Source organism: Streptomyces sp. NPDC107546, assembly GCF_055639175.1.
Genome location: NZ_JBVKBA010000001.1, coordinates 118,296 through 133,444 on the forward strand (window position 1 = coordinate 118,296; position 15,149 = coordinate 133,444).

Consider the following 15,149-nt stretch of genomic DNA (forward strand, 5'->3'; position numbering starts at 1 on the left):
CGGGGCCCCGGCCTGGATCTGCCGGGGCCCCGCCTGCTGCGAGCTGATCAGACGCGCGTCGCGGTGACTTCCACACCGTGCTCGGCGGCAAGGCGGTGCAGGTCGTCGAGCTCCGACTGTTCGACCTCCGCGAGGAAGTCGTCGCCGGTTTCGCGAGCCCGCGTCAGGTCGGACTCGGTCGCCCGTATGCGCTGCAGAAGTCCTGCGGTGAATGCGTCCATGCTGCGCCCCCTCGTCCTGGGTCGTGGGTCGGTGGCACGGGGGTGTGCCGTATGGGAAGGGGCGATCACGTCTCCGTTGGGTGCCCAGCGCAGCCCTGGCTGGGCGGCGACGGTGCCGGACACCCACGCCCGCTCTACGGGAAGCGGTGAGCAGCCGACCACGTGGTGGTGTGCCACATGCAGAGCGTGATCGCGGGGTGTAAAGCCGTCCTCCCCCCGCTCCCTTCCGCGGAAACCTCAACCGCGCGAGAAAATTTCGCATTCCCGGACCTCCGGATCCGCCTCCGGATCCGCCCCCGGAGCCGCTTCCCGCCGCCTTACAGCCGGTTTACGGTCGAAAAGGGCAGGATGGAGCCCTCAACCCGTGACAGAACCTGCCCGTGGGCTGCCCGCAAACGGGTCACCCGGGTGGACAGAGGAAGGACAAGCGACGTGCGCGTACTCGTCGTCGAGGACGAGCAGCTGCTCGCCGATGCGGTGGCCACCGGACTGCGCCGGGAGGCCATGGCCGTCGACGTCGTGTACGACGGTGCGGCCGCCCTGGAGCGCATCGGCGTCAACGACTACGACGTGGTCGTTCTCGACCGTGACCTCCCGCTCGTGCACGGCGACGACGTCTGCCGCAAGATCGTCGAGCTCGGCATGCCCACGCGCGTGCTGATGCTCACCGCGTCCGGCGACGTCAGCGACCGCGTGGAGGGCCTGGAGATCGGCGCCGACGACTATCTCCCGAAGCCGTTCGCGTTCAGCGAGCTCATCGCGCGCGTGCGCGCCCTCGGCCGGCGTACGAGCGTGCCGCTGCCGCCCGTCCTGGAGCGCGCCGGGATCAAGCTCGACCCCAACCGCCGCGAGGTCTTCCGCGACGGGCGCGAGGTGCAGCTCGCCCCCAAGGAGTTCGCCGTCCTGGAGGTCCTCATGCGCAGCGAGGGCGCGGTCGTCTCGGCCGAGCAGCTGCTGGAGAAGGCCTGGGACGAGAACACCGACCCCTTCACCAACGTCGTACGCGTGACCGTGATGACCCTGCGCCGCAAGCTCGGCGAGCCGCCCGTCATCGTCACCGTTCCCGGCTCCGGATACCGGATCTGATGACCGTGGCCACGACACCCGCACCACCCACGGCACCGCCCAAGCCCACGTGGGACCCCCGCAGGCCGGAACTGCCGTTCCCCTGGCTGCGCCCGACCATCCGCATAAGGCTCACGCTGCTGTACGGCGGCATGTTCCTGATCGCCGGCATCCTGCTGCTGTCGATCATCTACCTGTTCGCGGCGCACGCCCTGAACGTGGGCAGTGAACTTCCGTTCAAGATCATCTCGGGCCAGGTCGCCAGCGACACGTGCAACCTCCCGCAGCAGACCTCGGCGAGCGTGCTCAACGACGCCCTGGACGCCTGCGTGAACGAGCAGCGCCAGCACGCCCTGGACAACCTGCTCAGCCAGTCGCTGCTGGCCCTGCTCGGCCTCGCCGTGATCGCCTTCGCCTTCGGGTACGCCATGGCCGGCCGCGTGCTCTCGCCGCTCGGCCGGATCACCCGCACCGCGCGCGCGGTGGCCGGCTCGGACCTGTCCCGCCGTATCGAGCTGGACGGCCCGGACGACGAGCTGAAGGAGCTCGCGGACACCTTCGACGACATGCTGGAACGGCTGCAGCGCGCGTTCATGGCCCAGCAACGGTTCGTCGGCAACGCCTCGCACGAGCTGCGCACCCCGCTCGCCATCAACCGCACGCTCCTCGAGGTGCACCTGTCCGACCCGGGGGCGCCCGACGAACTGCAGCAGCTCGGCAAGACGCTGCTGGCCACCAACGAGCGCAGCGAGCAGCTCGTGGAGGGCCTGCTGCTGCTCGCCCGCAGCGACAACCAGATCGTCGAGCGCAAGCCGGTCGACATCGCCGAGGTCGCCTCCCAGGCCATCGACCAGGTGCACGCCGAGGCGGAGGCCAAGGGCGTCGAGATCCGCGGCGAGCGAGCCCCCGTGGTCGTCCAGGGCAACGGCGTCCTGCTGGAGCGGATCGCCCTGAACCTCGTCCAGAACGCGGTGCGCTACAACATTCCGGAGGGCGGCTGGGTCGAGGTGACCACCCAGGCCCAGCACGGCCAGGCGGTACTGGTCGTCTCGAACACCGGCCCGGTGGTCCCCGCGTACGAGATCGACAACCTCTTCGAGCCCTTCACACGGCTGCGCACGGAGCGCACGGGCAGCGACAAGGGCGTGGGCCTCGGCCTGTCCATCGCGAGGTCCGTGGCGCGCGCCCACGGCGGCCACATCAGTGCACAGCCGCGCGAAGGGGGTGGGCTTGTGATGCGTGTCACCCTGCCGCTCTGACAGATGCCGGGATCTCGCCCGACGTTCGCTTTGCGCGGAATTTTCGGGCATGGGTTCCGGTTTGGTCATGTGTGATCAATCACAAGGATATTTTTCCAGCCACCTACTCTCCGTGACTCTGTGAGTGCCCACAAAGCCGGAATATCCGTGTTTTCCGGTGCCTTGATCACGGGTAGTACGCGGTGAGATGCCTTTGTACTGTGCCACCGGGACCGTGTACGGTCCGCTTCGCCATCCAAGCCGATCACTCTTGAGGGGTCCGGTTGGGTGTCGATTGAGTAACAGACCTTGATGTGAGGCAAAATCTCCGCCTCGAGGCGGGCACAAGTCCGGCCTCTCACGCGTTACGTGCGCTGGAGACACCGCAGACACCCAAGAGGGGGAGAGCGAAATGGCAACGGATTACGACACCCCACGCAAGACCGACGACGACGTGGACTCCGACAGCCTGGAAGAGCTGAAGGCCCGGCGGAACGACAAGTCCGCTTCCGCCGTAGACGTCGACGAGTTCGAGGCCGCCGAGGGCCTGGAACTGCCGGGCGCCGACCTTTCCAACGAGGAGCTGGCCGTCCGGGTGCTCCCGAAGCAGCAGGACGAGTTCACCTGCATGAGCTGCTTCCTGGTGCACCACCGCAGCCAGCTGGCCCGGGAGAAGAACGGTCAGCCGATCTGCCGCGACTGCGACTGAGGCAGGGTCGGCCGTGACCGGCTCGACCCCTCCTTGGAAGCGCCGCTTCTCGCACAGGGGAGCGGAGCAGGAGCCCGACGAGGGCTCCCACGGCGTACGTGACGACGAGCGGGGCTCTTCCGGTGAGGGAACAGCCTCGCTCGAACCGCACGCTCCGGCGGCCCCCGTGGGGCCCCTGGTGCCGGCCGATCCCCCGGCACCCGCCGCCCGACGCCGTGCGGTCGCCGTCCGCGAGGGAATCCGTACAGGAGTCCGGGAGGGCGTCCGCAAGGGCGGCAGTGCCGCCAGAGCGGCTCTGGCGTATCTCGCCGACCGGATCATCGACATGGCCCCGCGCATCCCGGTACGGGACCTCGAGACCCTGCGCAGGCAGTTCCCCGGCCTCGGGCCCGAGGAAATCGCCGACAAGCTCGTCGCGGGCGCGGCAGGGGCGACGGCCACGGTCGGGGCCGGAGTCGGCGCGGCGGCGATGCTGCCGGTGCCGCCCGCCCTGCCGACCGAGCTGGCCGCGGAGATCACCGGCGTCGCGGCGATCGAGCTGAAGCTGATCGCCGAACTGCACGAGGTGTACGGGCTGCGGCCGCCGGGCACTCTCGCTCAGCGCAGCACCCTGTATCTGAGGTCCTGGGCCGGCGAACGCGGGATCGACATGACCAACCCCGCCACGATCGACGCCGCCCTCGGCGGGCGCATGAAGCGGGAACTGCGGCAGCGGATCATGAAACGGATGGTGCGGGACCTGCCGAACCTGATGCCGTTCATGGTGGGGGCCGCGGTGGGCGCGGTCATGAACCGCCGTGACACGCGGAGGGTCGCGCAGCGCATCCGCAAGGACCTGCGCAGGATGCAGGTGCCGTGGGAGGCGCTGCCGGAACTGCCGCCCCTGGAAAGGGCACCGGGTCCCTCGCCGCTCGAGGAGTGAGCGGTCCTAGACCGTGCCCCGGCTCTCCGCCCGGGCCGCCTCGATCGCCGCCGCCAGCCTCTGCGGTTCCCTGGTCGACAGGTACAGGTACGGCGTCGGGTCCGCCGGATCCGTGACCTGCACCTTCAGCGCCGTCGGGATGTACGCGCGCAGCAGCATGAAGGCCCTCGTGTCCGCCTTGTACGTGCGCCAGGCGCGGGCCTCCTCCTGGTCCAGCACCTCCGCCGCGCCGAGCGCCGACACCGGGATCCTCGCCTCGCCCGCGATCAGCGCGTCGCCGACCACACGGATGCGGGGGGAGCCGTAGGAACTGGCCACGACCGCCGACGCCGCAGTGCCGCCGACCAGTCCACCGAGCAGCGGCAGCGTGCCGAACGGCAGCAGCACCAGGGCCATGGCGACGCCGACCAGGAGGCACATCAGCCACCAGGAACGGGGCGCGGTCAGACGTTCTTCGTACGGCGACGCGGAAAGCTGCATGGAGCCAAGCTTGGCACGGTGTCCGCGGCGCGTTCACGCGCGGGTAAGGTCTGCGCCTGTGAGTGGTACTTCCTCCGGTCTTACGCCCCCCGCCGACGCGGTGGCGCCCGTACGGCACCCCGACGCCCCGGCGCCCGGCGAGCCGCTCGGCGCGCACTACGGACAGTGCTTCGGGTGCGGGGAAGAGCAGCCGCACGGGCTGCGTCTCGAGGCGCGGGCCGGTGAGGGCGTGTCCGTCACCGCAGAGTTCACCGTCCGCCCCGCCCACCAGGGCGCGCCCGGCCTCGCCCACGGCGGGGTCCTCGCCACCGCCCTCGACGAGACCCTCGGCTCCCTGAACTGGCTGCTGCGCACCATCGCGGTGACAGGACGGCTGGAGACCGACTTCGTACGGCCCGTGCCGGTGGGTACCGTGCTGTATCTGGAAGCCGAAGTGACGGCGGTGGCGGGCCGGAAGATCTACTCGAGGGCGACCGGGCGGATCGGCGGCCCGGAGGGCCCCGTCGCCGTCCGTGCCGAGGCCCTGTTCATCGAGGTGAAGGTGGACCACTTCGCCGAGCACGGCCGCCCGCAGGAGATCCGGGCGGCCATGGACGACCCGGACCAGCTCCGGCGTGTACGAGCCTTCGAGGTGAACCCGTGAGCAGCGAGCCCGTGAACGTGCTGATCCGGCGTGTCGACCCGGAGGTACCGCTTCCGGCGTACGCGCATCCAGGTGACGCGGGAGCCGATCTGCGCACCACCGTCGGCTGCGAACTCGCGCCCGGGGAACGGGCCGTTCTGCCCACCGGCGTGTCTGTGGCGCTGCCCGAGGGGTACGCGGCCTTCGTGCATCCCCGGTCCGGTCTCGCCGCACGCTGCGGTGTCGCCCTCGTCAATGCCCCGGGGACGGTGGATGCCGGGTACCGTGGGGAGATCAAGGTGATCGTGGTGAATCTCGACCCGCGCGAGTCCGTGCGGTTCGAGCGCTTCGACCGGATTGCCCAACTGGTCGTCCAGCAGGTCGAGAGGGTCCGCTTCCAGGAGGTCGCGGAGCTTCCCGACTCCGCGCGGGCCGAGGGGGGCTTCGGGTCCACCGGCGGTCATGCCGCCGTGGGCGGCACAACGGGTGGGAATCGATACGCTTCGGTCGTATCCGACCGGGAAGGACAGTGACGTGTTCGGACGTCGCAAGAAGAAGGGTGCCGCCGAGGACGCGGCCGGCGAGGCCGAGCAGGTCGTCGACGGTGTCGACACTGAGGCGGACGACGAGGTCGAGCGCGAGCGCGTGAGGCTGGAGCCCGAGCCCCGGCCCGACGGACCCTGGGACGTGTCCGAGGTCCGGGAGCCCGGCGAGGGCCGGGTGGACCTGGGCGGGCTCTTCGTGCCCGGGGTCGAGGGCATGGAGCTGCGGGTCGAGGTCGCGGGCGACGCGATCGTCGCGGCGACCGTCGTGCTGCGTGACAGCGCCATTCAGCTCCAGGCGTTCGCCGCGCCCAAGCGAGAGGGCATCTGGGGCGAGGTGCGCGAGGAGATCGCCGGCGGCATCACCCAGCAGGGTGGCATCGTCGACGAGGTCGAGGGTCCGTTGGGCTGGGAGCTGCGCGCGCAGGTGCCGGTGCAGCTGCCGGACGGCACGAGCGGGTTCCAGGTCGTGCGGTTCGTGGGCGTGGACGGTCCCCGCTGGTTCCTGCGCGGCGTGATCTCCGGGCAGGGCGCCGTGCAGCCGCAGGCCGCCGGCCTGCTCGAGCAGATCTTCCGTGACACGGTCGTGGTCCGCGGCGAGGGCCCCATGGCACCGCGCGACCCGATCGTCCTGAAGCTGCCGAACGACGCCCAGATGGTGCCCGAGGGCGTCCAGCAGGAGGAGGGCTCCCGCTTCTCCGGCGGCATGGGCCAGCTGCAGCGCGGCCCGGAGATCACCGAAGTCCGCTGACAGCCGGGGCACCGCCGCCGGGCGGGCAACACCACGGGGCCGCATCCCTCGCCGAGGGGCGCGGCCCCACATGCTTTCCCCATGCCGGACGCCGGTCCACGCAGGGGTATCAGGGTTGCGTCAAAGATGCCCCGCCCCCCGTCGCCTGCCCCATATGCCGTGATTATTGGCCGTAAGGTCGACGCAGCGTGCGCAGCTGCGGCGGGAAGACACCGGAAGACAATGGGGCCATGGGACGCGGCAAGCTTCGGATCTACCTCGGTGCGGCACCGGGCGTCGGCAAGACCTACGCCATGCTGTCCGAGGCGCACCGGCGCGTCGAGCGTGGCACGGACTGCGTGGTCGGCTTCGTGGAGCACCACGACCGGCCGCGTACCGGGGTGATGCTGCACGGACTGGAGCAGGTCCCGCGCAGGGAGCTGGAGTACCGCGGAGCCTTCTTCACGGAGATGGACGTGGACGCCGTGCTGCGCCGCGCCCCCGCCGTCGCCCTGGTGGACGAACTCGCCCACACCAATGTCCCCGGCTCCCGTAACGCCAAGCGCTGGCAGGACGTCGAGGAGCTGCTGGCCGCGGGGATCGACGTCGTCTCCACCGTCAACATCCAGCACCTGGAGTCCCTCGGCGACGTGGTGGAGTCGATAACGGGCATACGGCAGCGTGAGACCGTCCCCGACGAGGTGGTGCGCCGCGCCGACCAGATAGAGCTCGTCGACATGTCTCCGCAGGCCCTGCGCCGCCGCATGGCGCACGGCAACGTCTACCAGTCCGACAAGATCGACGCCGCCCTGTCGAACTACTTCCGGCCCGGAAACCTGACCGCCCTGCGCGAGCTGGCCCTGCTGTGGGTGGCGGACCGGGTCGACGAATACCTGAACGAGTACCGCAGCCAGCACCAGGTGTCGGCGATCTGGGGCTCCCGCGAGCGGATCGTCGTCGGGCTCACCGGCGGCCCCGAGGGCCGGACCCTGATCCGCCGCGCCGCCCGTCTCGCGGAGAAGGGCGCCGGCGGCGAGGTGATGGCCGTCTACATCGCCCGCAGCGACGGGCTCACCTCCGCCTCGCCCAAGGAACTGGCCGTCCAGCGCACCCTCGTCGAGGACCTGGGCGGCACCTTCCACCACGTGGTGGGCGACGACATCCCGGCGGCGCTGCTCGACTTCGCCCGCGGGGTGAACGCCACCCAGATCGTCCTCGGCTCCTCGCGCCGCAAGGCCTGGCAGTACGTCTTCGGGCCCGGCGTCGGCGCCACGGTCGCCCGCGAGTCCGGCCCCGACCTCGACGTGCACATCGTCACCCACGAGGAGGTCGCCAAGGGCCGCGGTCTGCCGGTGGCCCGGGGCGCGCGCCTGGGCCGTACGCGCATCGTGGCCGGCTGGCTGGTCGGCGTCCTCGGCCCGGTCGTCCTCGGGCTGCTGCTGAGCACCGTCGACCTGGGCCTCGCCAACGACATGCTGCTGTTCCTGGCGCTGACCGTGGCGGCGGCCCTGCTCGGCGGGCTCTTCCCGGCGCTCGCCTCGGCGGCTTTGGGCTCGTTCCTGCTGAACTACTACTACACGCCTCCGCTGCACCGGCTGACGATCGCCGACCCCCGGAACATCGTCGCCATCGCGATCTTCGTCGCGGTCGGGGTGTCGGTGGCCTCGGTGGTGGACCTCGCCGCCCGGCGCACCCACCAGGCGGCCCGGCTGCGCGCCGAGTCCGAGATCCTCTCCTTCCTCGCGGGCAGCGTGCTGCGCGGCGAGACCAGCCTGGAGGCGCTGCTGGAGCGGGTGCGGGAGACCTTCGGCATGGAGTCCGTGGCGCTGCTGGAGCGCGAGAGCGACGTCGCGCCCTGGACCTGTGCGGGCAGCGTCGGCCCCCGTGCCTCGGTCGGGCGGCCCGAGGACGCCGACGTGGACGTGCCCGCCGGGGACCACATGGCGCTCGCGCTGTCCGGGCGCGTCCTGCCCGCCTCCGACCGCCGGGTGCTGGCCGCCTTCGCCGCGCAGGCCGCGGTGGTCCTGGACCGGCAGCGTCTGCAGCAGGAGGCCGAACGGGCCCGCACGCTCGCCGAGGGCAACCGCATCCGCACCGCCCTGCTGGCCGCCGTCAGCCATGACCTGCGCACCCCGCTCGCGGGCATCAAGGCATCGGTGACCTCCCTCAGGTCGGACGACGTGGAGTGGTCCGACGAGGACCGCGCGGAGCTGCTGGCGGCGATCGAGGAGGGCGCCGACCGGCTCGACCACCTGGTCGGCAACCTGCTCGACATGTCACGCCTCCAGACCGGCACCGTCACCCCGCTGATCCGGGAGATCGACGTCGACGAGGTGGTCCCGATGGCGCTCGGCGGGGTGCCGGAGGACAGCGTGGAACTCGACATCCCGGAGACGTTGCCGATGGTCGCCGTGGACGCCGGGCTGCTGGAGCGCACGGTGGCGAACCTCGTCGAGAACGCGGTCAAGTACAGCCCCCTCGGCACATCCGTCCTGGTCGCCGCCAGCGCCCTCGCCGACCGGGTCGAGGTGCGTGTCGTCGACCGCGGCCCCGGCGTCCCCGACGAGGCGAAGGAACGCATCTTCGAGCCCTTCCAGCGCTACGGCGACGCCCCCCGCGGCGCCGGCGTCGGCCTCGGCCTCGCGGTGGCCCGCGGCTTCGCCGAGGCCATGGGCGGCACCCTGAACGCGGAGGACACCCCCGGCGGAGGGCTCACCATGGTCCTCACCCTGCGGGCCGTGAACGGCGCCCACCACCCCGTACGAGTCGCCGAACCAGAAAGGCAGACCACATGACCCGGGTGCTCGTGGTCGATGACGAGCCGCAGATCGTGCGCGCCCTCGTGATCAACCTGAAGGCGCGCAAGTACGACGTCGACGCGGCCACCGACGGCGTGACCGCGCTGCAGCTCGCCGCCGCCCGCCACCCCGACGTCGTGGTGCTGGACCTCGGGCTGCCCGACCTGGACGGCGTCGAGGTGATCAAGGGGCTGCGCGGCTGGACCCGGGTGCCGATCATCGTGCTGTCCGCCCGCCACTCCTCCGACGAGAAGGTCCAGGCGCTGGACGCGGGTGCCGACGACTACGTCACCAAGCCGTTCGGCATGGACGAGCTGCTGGCCCGCCTGCGCGCCGCCGTCCGCCGCGCGGAGCCGAACGGGGGCGGCGAGGACGACGTGATCGTGGAGACCGAGGGCTTCACCGTCGACCTGGCCGCGAAGAAGGTCAACCGGGCCGGCAAGGACGTACGCCTCACCCCCACGGAGTGGCACCTGCTGGAGGTGCTGGTCCGCAACACGGGCCGCCTGGTCAGCCAGAAACAGCTGCTGCAGGAGGTGTGGGGGCCCTCGTACGGGACGGAGACGAACTACCTGCGGGTGTACATGGCCCAGCTGAGACGGAAGCTGGAGGCGGACCCGTCGCATCCGAAGCACTTCGTCACGGAGCCGGGGATGGGGTACCGGTTCGAGAAGTGAGCCGGGAGCCCGGTGGGGCAGCGAGGGGCCGTGCCGCCGGTACGTCCGTGTCGGCGCCCCCCGGTACGCTTTCTGTATGAGCGCTGTCCCTCGTTCCGAAAAGCCGGTGGGCCGCCTCCGGCGCATGCTGGACCGGCTCTCCTCGTCACAGGAGGACCTGGAGTCCGAGGAACTGCGGGAGGACGCCGAGACCGCGGGCTGTACGAGGATCGGCGACTGCCACGACCGACAGATCGTCACGGTTACTGGTACCTTGCGCACGGTCACGCTGCGCCCGCGGGCCGGTGTCCCGGCGCTGGAGGCCGAGCTGTTCGACGGTTCGGCCGCGCTGGACGTGGTGTGGCTCGGCAGGCGCTCGATCGTCGGGATAGAGCCGGGACGCAAGCTGATCGCGTCCGGCCGGATCTCGATGAGCCGGGGCCGCAGAGTGCTGTTCAATCCCAAGTACGAACTCAGACCGCTCGGACGGGAGTAGCCGGTGACGTCACTCGAGAAGCCGACCGAAGGCGCCCAGCAGGATTCGCGGGCGGTGACCGAGGCCGCGCTCTTCGAGGCGTTCGGCGGGGTCCGCGGCATGGTCGAGACCGTGGTGCCCGGCCTGTTCTTCGTCACGATCTTCACCGTCAACAAGAACCTGCACTGGTCGGCGATCGTCGCGCTCGCGGTGTCCCTGCTGCTGGTGGTGGTCCGCCTCGCCATGCGGGACACCGTGAAGCACGCGTTCAGCGGTGTCTTCGGCGTGGCGTTCGGTGTGGTCTTCGCGATGATGACCGGCAACGCGAAGGACTTCTACCTGCCGGGCATGCTCTACACGCTGGGCCTCGGGCTCGCGTACATCATCACCACGCTCGCCGGAGTCCCGCTGATCGGCCTGATCCTCGGCCCGGTCTTCAAGGAGAACCTCTCCTGGCGCACGCGCAACCCGGGCCGTAAGAGGGCCTACGGCAAGGCCAGCTGGGCCTGGGGGCTGATCCTGCTCGGCAAGTGCGCGATCCTGTTCCCCCTGTACTGGTGGGCGAACACCGCCCAACTGGGCTGGGTACTGATCGCGTTGAAGATCCCGCCGTTCCTGCTCGCCGTGTGGCTGACGTGGGTGTTCCTGGCGAAGGCGCCCGCACCGATCGACGTGTTCGCGGAGATGGAGGCCGAAGAGGCTGCGCAGGCGGCTGCCGCCAAGAGCGAAGGGGCCGGGCGGCACCGCCGGGAGGCTTAGTCCCCGGTGGTGGGGTGGCCGTCCGGGGACTGTCGCCCCCAGACCCCCGCTTGGCCTGAACGGCCTTGACCTCGATCTCCCCCAAGCCCTTCGAGCAGGGAGACCCCCGGACGGGCTGGTTCCGCCGACCACGCTGCCAATCGGACCCAAGGGTGCGCCCGGACGTCCCAGGCGCACCCGAACCGCACCTTCGCGGCCTAGCCCGCCGCATCCTCCCTGCGCACCGACAGCAGTTCCTCCAGCTGACCCTCGCGTGCCTGGGCCGCCACGAAGAGCAGTTCGTCGCCCGCCTCCAAAGAGTCCTCCTGGGACGGGGTCAGGACCCGGGTGCCGCGGATGATCGTCACCAGGGACGTGTCCTCAGGCCACTGCACATCGCCCACCTGCGTACCCGCCAGGGCCGACTCGGGCGGCAGGGTCAGCTCGACCAGGTTCGCGTCGCCGTGGCTGAAGCGGAGCAGACGGACCAGGTCGCCTACGCTCACCGCCTCCTCCACCAGCGCCGACATCAGGCGCGGGGTGGAGACGGCCACGTCCACGCCCCACGACTCGTTGAACAGCCACTCGTTCTTCGGGTTGTTGACCCGGGCGACGACGCGCGGGACGCCGTACTCCGTCTTCGCCAGCAGCGACACGACCAGGTTCACCTTGTCGTCGCCCGTCGCGGCGATGACCACGTTGCAGCGCTGGAGTGCCGCCTCGTCCAGGGACGTGATCTCACAGGCGTCGGCCAGCAGCCACTCCGCCTGCGGGACGCGCTCGACCGAGATCGCGGTCGGCGCCTTGTCGATGAGAAGGACCTCGTGGCCGTTCTCCAGCAGTTCGCCCGCGATCGAGCGACCGACCGCGCCGGCACCGGCAATGGCGACCCTCATCAGTGACCGCTCTCCTCTTCAGGGCCCTCGGCGAACGCCGACTCGACCTTCTCGACGTCGTCCGTCCGCATCATCACGTGCACGAGGTCGCCCTCCTGCAGCACCGTCTGCGATGTGGGCAGCATGGCCTCGCCCAGCCGGGTGAGGAACGCCACCCGGACGCCGGTCTCCTCCTGCAGCTTGCTGATCTTGTGGCCGACCCACTTCGGCGACGCGTGCACCTCGGCGAGCTGGACGCCGCCGGTGGGGTCGCGCCACAGCGGCTCCGCACCGGACGGCAGCAGACGCCGCAGCATCTGGTCCGCCGTCCAGCGGACCGTGGCGACGGTCGGGATGCCGAGCCGCTGGTAGACCTCGGCGCGGCGGGGGTCGTAGATCCGGGCCGCGACGTTCTCGATGCCGAACATCTCGCGGGCCACCCGCGCCGCGATGATGTTCGAGTTGTCGCCGCTCGAGACGGCGGCGAAGGCGCCGGCCTCCTCGATGCCCGCCTCACGCAGGGTGTCCTGATCGAAGCCGACGCCGGTGACACGACGGCCGCCGAACCCGGAGCCCAGTCGTCGGAAGGCGGTGGGGTCCTGGTCGATCACGGCGACCGTGTGCCCCTGTTGCTCCAGGGTCTGGGCCAGAGCGGAGCCCACTCTTCCGCAGCCCATGATGACGATGTGCACGACCGTCCTTCCGATGTCAATGGTTACGACTCAGTCCAAACAGGTTCTCAGACCGCCGCCCAAGCTACACACGCGCGGTGCGTACAGGGGACCCCTGTGCACCATGCCGGACCCGTCGTGCGGGCAACCTCCGGGCCGACAGCCGAAGGGGTTTTGTCATGGAGGCATGCCGAACTCCTCACCTGCGGAATCCGCAGCGCGCCCCCGCACGTGTTTCACTCGTGAGGCAGATCTCCTCCGGCGGGTGGAGGGGTGCCCGGACGACCCCTTACGATCCTCTGTTGTGTCCAAACTGACCGACGTGCCCAAACGGATCCTGATCGGGCGCGCACTGCGCAGCGACCGGCTGGGAGAAACGCTCCTGCCGAAGCGCATCGCACTCCCCGTCTTCGCCTCCGACCCGCTCTCCTCCGTCGCGTACGCGCCCGGAGAAGTTCTGCTGGTCCTCTCCATCGCGGGCGTGTCGGCCTACCACTTCAGCCCCTGGATCGCCGTCGCCGTCGTCGTGCTCATGTTCACGGTGGTCGCCTCCTACCGGCAGAACGTGCACGCGTACCCGAGCGGCGGCGGCGACTACGAGGTGGCCACGACGAACCTCGGCCCCAAGGCCGGCCTCACCGTCGCCAGCGCCCTGCTCGTCGACTACGTCCTCACGGTCGCCGTGTCGATCTCGTCCGGCATCGAGAACCTGGGCTCCGCGGTCCCGTTCGTCGTCGAGCACAAGGTGTTCTGCGCGGTCGCCGTGGTCGTGCTGCTCACGCTGATGAACCTGCGCGGCGTCAAGGAGTCCGGCACGCTGTTCGCGATCCCGACCTACGTCTTCGTCGCGGGCGTCTTCATCATGATCGCGTGGGGCGCGTTCCGCGGGCTGGTCCTCGACGACACCATGCGCGCGCCCACGGCCGCGTACCAGATCAAGGCCGAGCACCAGGGCCTGGCGGGCTTCGCGCTCGTCTTCCTCCTCCTGCGCGCCTTCTCCTCCGGCTGCGCCGCGCTCACCGGAGTGGAGGCGATCTCCAACGGCGTCCCGGCCTTCCGCAAGCCCAAGTCGAAGAACGCGGCGACCACGCTCGCGATGATGGGCCTGCTCGCCGTCACCATGTTCTGCGGCATCATCGTCCTCGCCATGACGACCAAGGTCCGCATGGCCGAGAACCCGGCCACCGACCTGATCCACAACGGCAACCCGCTCGGCTCGGGATACGTCCAGAACCCGGTGATCTCGCAGGTCGCCGAGGCCGTCTTCGGCAAGGGCAGCTTCCTGTTCGTGGTTCTTGCCGCCGCCACCGCGCTGGTGCTGTTCCTCGCCGCGAACACCGCCTACAACGGCTTCCCGCTGCTCGGCTCGATCCTCGCCCAGGACCGCTACCTGCCGCGCCAGCTGCACACCCGCGGCGACCGCCTCGCCTTCTCCAACGGCATCGTCCTGCTCGCCGGCACGGCGACATTGCTGATCTTCATCTACGGCGCCGACTCGACCCGGCTGATCCAGCTCTACATCGTGGGCGTGTTCGTGTCCTTCACGCTCAGCCAGACCGGCATGGTCAAGCACTGGAACCGCCACCTCGCCGTGGAGAAGGACCAGGCCAAGCGCAGCCACATGATCCGCTCGCGTGCCATCAACGCCTTCGGCGCCTTCTTCACCGGCCTGGTGCTGGTCGTCGTCCTGGTCACGAAGTTCACGCACGGCGCCTGGGTCGCCCTGCTCGGCATGTGCATCTTCTACGCGACGATGACCGCGATCCGCCGCCACTACGACGGCGTGGCCGAGGAGCTCGCCGCGCCCGAGGGCCCCAGCGACGACAGCGTGCGCCCCTCCCGGGTCCACTCGGTGGTGCTCATCTCCAAGATCCACCGCCCCACGCTGCGCGCCCTCGCCTACGCCAAACTGCTGCGCTCCGACAGCCTGGAGGCACTCAGCGTCAACGTCGACCCGGCGGAGACGAAGGCGCTGAGGGAGGAGTGGGAGCGGCGCGGCATCGACGTACCGCTTAAGGTCCTCGACTCGCCGTACCGGGAGATCACCCGGCCCGTGATCGAGTACGTCAAGGGCCTGCGCCGCGAGTCCCCGCGCGACGCCGTCTCGGTGATCATCCCCGAGTACGTGGTGGGCCGCTGGTACGAGCATCTGCTGCACAACCAGAGCGCGCTGCGGCTCAAGGGCCGGCTGCTGTTCACGCCGGGCATCATGGTGACCTCGGTGCCGTACCAGCTGGCGTCCTCGGAGGCGGCCAAGCGGCGCGCCCGCAAGCGGCAGGAGTGGAACGCGCCGGGCGCGGTGCGGCGTGGACCGGCGCAGGAGCGGACGCGGGAGTCGTCGGCTTCGCAGGCACCGCGGAGCTGAGGCCGCCCCCGGCCGTGGTGAACGGCCGGACGGCACCCACGT

At 70.4% G+C, this 15,149-nt stretch carries 16 protein-coding genes; 12 read left to right on the forward strand and 4 right to left on the reverse strand.

Annotated features, from left to right (window positions below; all coding sequences use genetic code 11):
- Window positions 1–47: 47 nt before the first annotated feature.
- Window positions 48–221, reverse strand: coding sequence for a hypothetical protein (locus tag ACZ7L1_RS00495; RefSeq protein WP_388561937.1), 174 nt, complete (start codon window positions 219–221; stop codon window positions 48–50).
- A gap of 432 nt (window positions 222–653) precedes the next feature.
- Here ACZ7L1_RS00495 and ACZ7L1_RS00500 point away from each other — a divergent pair, with 432 nt between their 5' ends.
- From ACZ7L1_RS00500 to ACZ7L1_RS00515, 4 genes are all read left to right on the forward strand, one after another.
- Window positions 654–1,307, forward strand: a complete 654-nt coding sequence (locus ACZ7L1_RS00500; protein WP_010353034.1) for a response regulator transcription factor — start codon at window positions 654–656, stop codon at window positions 1,305–1,307.
- A 5-nt stretch (window positions 1,308–1,312) separates the two neighbouring features.
- Complete coding sequence (locus tag ACZ7L1_RS00505; protein ID WP_471433511.1) at window positions 1,313–2,545, forward strand: sensor histidine kinase; 1,233 nt, start codon at window positions 1,313–1,315, stop codon at window positions 2,543–2,545.
- Between the two features lie 391 nt (window positions 2,546–2,936).
- Window positions 2,937–3,233 (forward strand): DUF4193 domain-containing protein, encoded by a 297-nt coding sequence (locus ACZ7L1_RS00510; RefSeq protein ID WP_003993510.1) that lies wholly within the window; start codon window positions 2,937–2,939, stop codon window positions 3,231–3,233.
- A 13-nt stretch (window positions 3,234–3,246) separates the two neighbouring features.
- The gene (locus tag ACZ7L1_RS00515) at window positions 3,247–4,155 is read left to right on the forward strand and encodes a hypothetical protein (protein ID WP_471432983.1); all 909 of its coding nucleotides are present in this window, start codon (window positions 3,247–3,249) and stop codon (window positions 4,153–4,155) included.
- Window positions 4,156–4,161: 6 nt separating this feature from the next.
- Here the strand turns inward: ACZ7L1_RS00515 and ACZ7L1_RS00520 are convergent, their stop codons facing one another.
- Window positions 4,162–4,635: a DUF3093 domain-containing protein gene (locus ACZ7L1_RS00520; protein WP_471432984.1), complete on the reverse strand. Its 474-nt coding sequence runs from the start codon at window positions 4,633–4,635 to the stop codon at window positions 4,162–4,164.
- Window positions 4,636–4,693: 58 nt separating this feature from the next.
- On the opposite strand from ACZ7L1_RS00520, the gene ACZ7L1_RS00525 reads away from it, so the two are divergent.
- The 7 genes from ACZ7L1_RS00525 to ACZ7L1_RS00555 all read left to right on the forward strand — a co-directional run bounded on the left by ACZ7L1_RS00525 (window position 4,694) and on the right by ACZ7L1_RS00555 (window position 11,217).
- On the forward strand, window positions 4,694–5,278 hold the full coding sequence (locus tag ACZ7L1_RS00525; protein WP_471432985.1) for a PaaI family thioesterase: 585 nt from the start codon (window positions 4,694–4,696) through the stop codon (window positions 5,276–5,278).
- Window positions 5,275–5,790, forward strand: a complete 516-nt coding sequence (dut, locus tag ACZ7L1_RS00530) for a dUTP diphosphatase (protein ID WP_471432986.1) — start codon at window positions 5,275–5,277, stop codon at window positions 5,788–5,790. Before ACZ7L1_RS00525 ends, dut begins: the two co-directional genes overlap by 4 nt.
- Before the next feature lies 1 nt (window position 5,791).
- Window positions 5,792–6,550 carry a DUF3710 domain-containing protein gene (locus ACZ7L1_RS00535; RefSeq protein WP_103839165.1) on the forward strand — a complete coding sequence of 253 codons (759 nt, stop codon included), beginning with the start codon at window positions 5,792–5,794 and terminating at the stop codon, window positions 6,548–6,550.
- A 230-nt stretch (window positions 6,551–6,780) separates the two neighbouring features.
- Window positions 6,781–9,324 (forward strand): ATP-binding protein, encoded by a 2,544-nt coding sequence (locus ACZ7L1_RS00540; protein WP_471432987.1) that lies wholly within the window; start codon window positions 6,781–6,783, stop codon window positions 9,322–9,324.
- Window positions 9,321–10,004 carry a response regulator gene (locus tag ACZ7L1_RS00545; protein WP_471432988.1) on the forward strand — a complete coding sequence of 228 codons (684 nt, stop codon included), beginning with the start codon at window positions 9,321–9,323 and terminating at the stop codon, window positions 10,002–10,004. The genes ACZ7L1_RS00540 and ACZ7L1_RS00545 overlap by 4 nt, the downstream gene beginning before the upstream one ends.
- A gap of 76 nt (window positions 10,005–10,080) precedes the next feature.
- The gene (locus tag ACZ7L1_RS00550; protein WP_200418474.1) at window positions 10,081–10,479 is read left to right on the forward strand and encodes an OB-fold nucleic acid binding domain-containing protein; all 399 of its coding nucleotides are present in this window, start codon (window positions 10,081–10,083) and stop codon (window positions 10,477–10,479) included.
- Between the two features lie 3 nt (window positions 10,480–10,482).
- The gene (locus ACZ7L1_RS00555) at window positions 10,483–11,217 is read left to right on the forward strand and encodes a DUF3159 domain-containing protein (RefSeq protein WP_471432989.1); all 735 of its coding nucleotides are present in this window, start codon (window positions 10,483–10,485) and stop codon (window positions 11,215–11,217) included.
- Between the two features lie 197 nt (window positions 11,218–11,414).
- Here the strand turns inward: ACZ7L1_RS00555 and ACZ7L1_RS00560 are convergent, their stop codons facing one another.
- Together ACZ7L1_RS00560 and ACZ7L1_RS00565 are read right to left on the reverse strand one after the other, a co-directional pair.
- Window positions 11,415–12,092: a potassium channel family protein gene (locus ACZ7L1_RS00560; protein ID WP_471432990.1), complete on the reverse strand. Its 678-nt coding sequence runs from the start codon at window positions 12,090–12,092 to the stop codon at window positions 11,415–11,417.
- On the reverse strand, window positions 12,092–12,763 hold the full coding sequence (locus ACZ7L1_RS00565; protein WP_388991719.1) for a potassium channel family protein: 672 nt from the start codon (window positions 12,761–12,763) through the stop codon (window positions 12,092–12,094). Before ACZ7L1_RS00565 ends, ACZ7L1_RS00560 begins: the two co-directional genes overlap by 1 nt.
- Window positions 12,764–13,046: 283 nt before the next feature.
- On the opposite strand from ACZ7L1_RS00565, the gene ACZ7L1_RS00570 reads away from it, so the two are divergent.
- A complete protein-coding gene (locus tag ACZ7L1_RS00570) occupies window positions 13,047–15,107 on the forward strand; it encodes an APC family permease (protein ID WP_471432991.1) in 2,061 nt (686 codons plus the stop codon).
- Window positions 15,108–15,149: the final 42 nt, after the last annotated feature.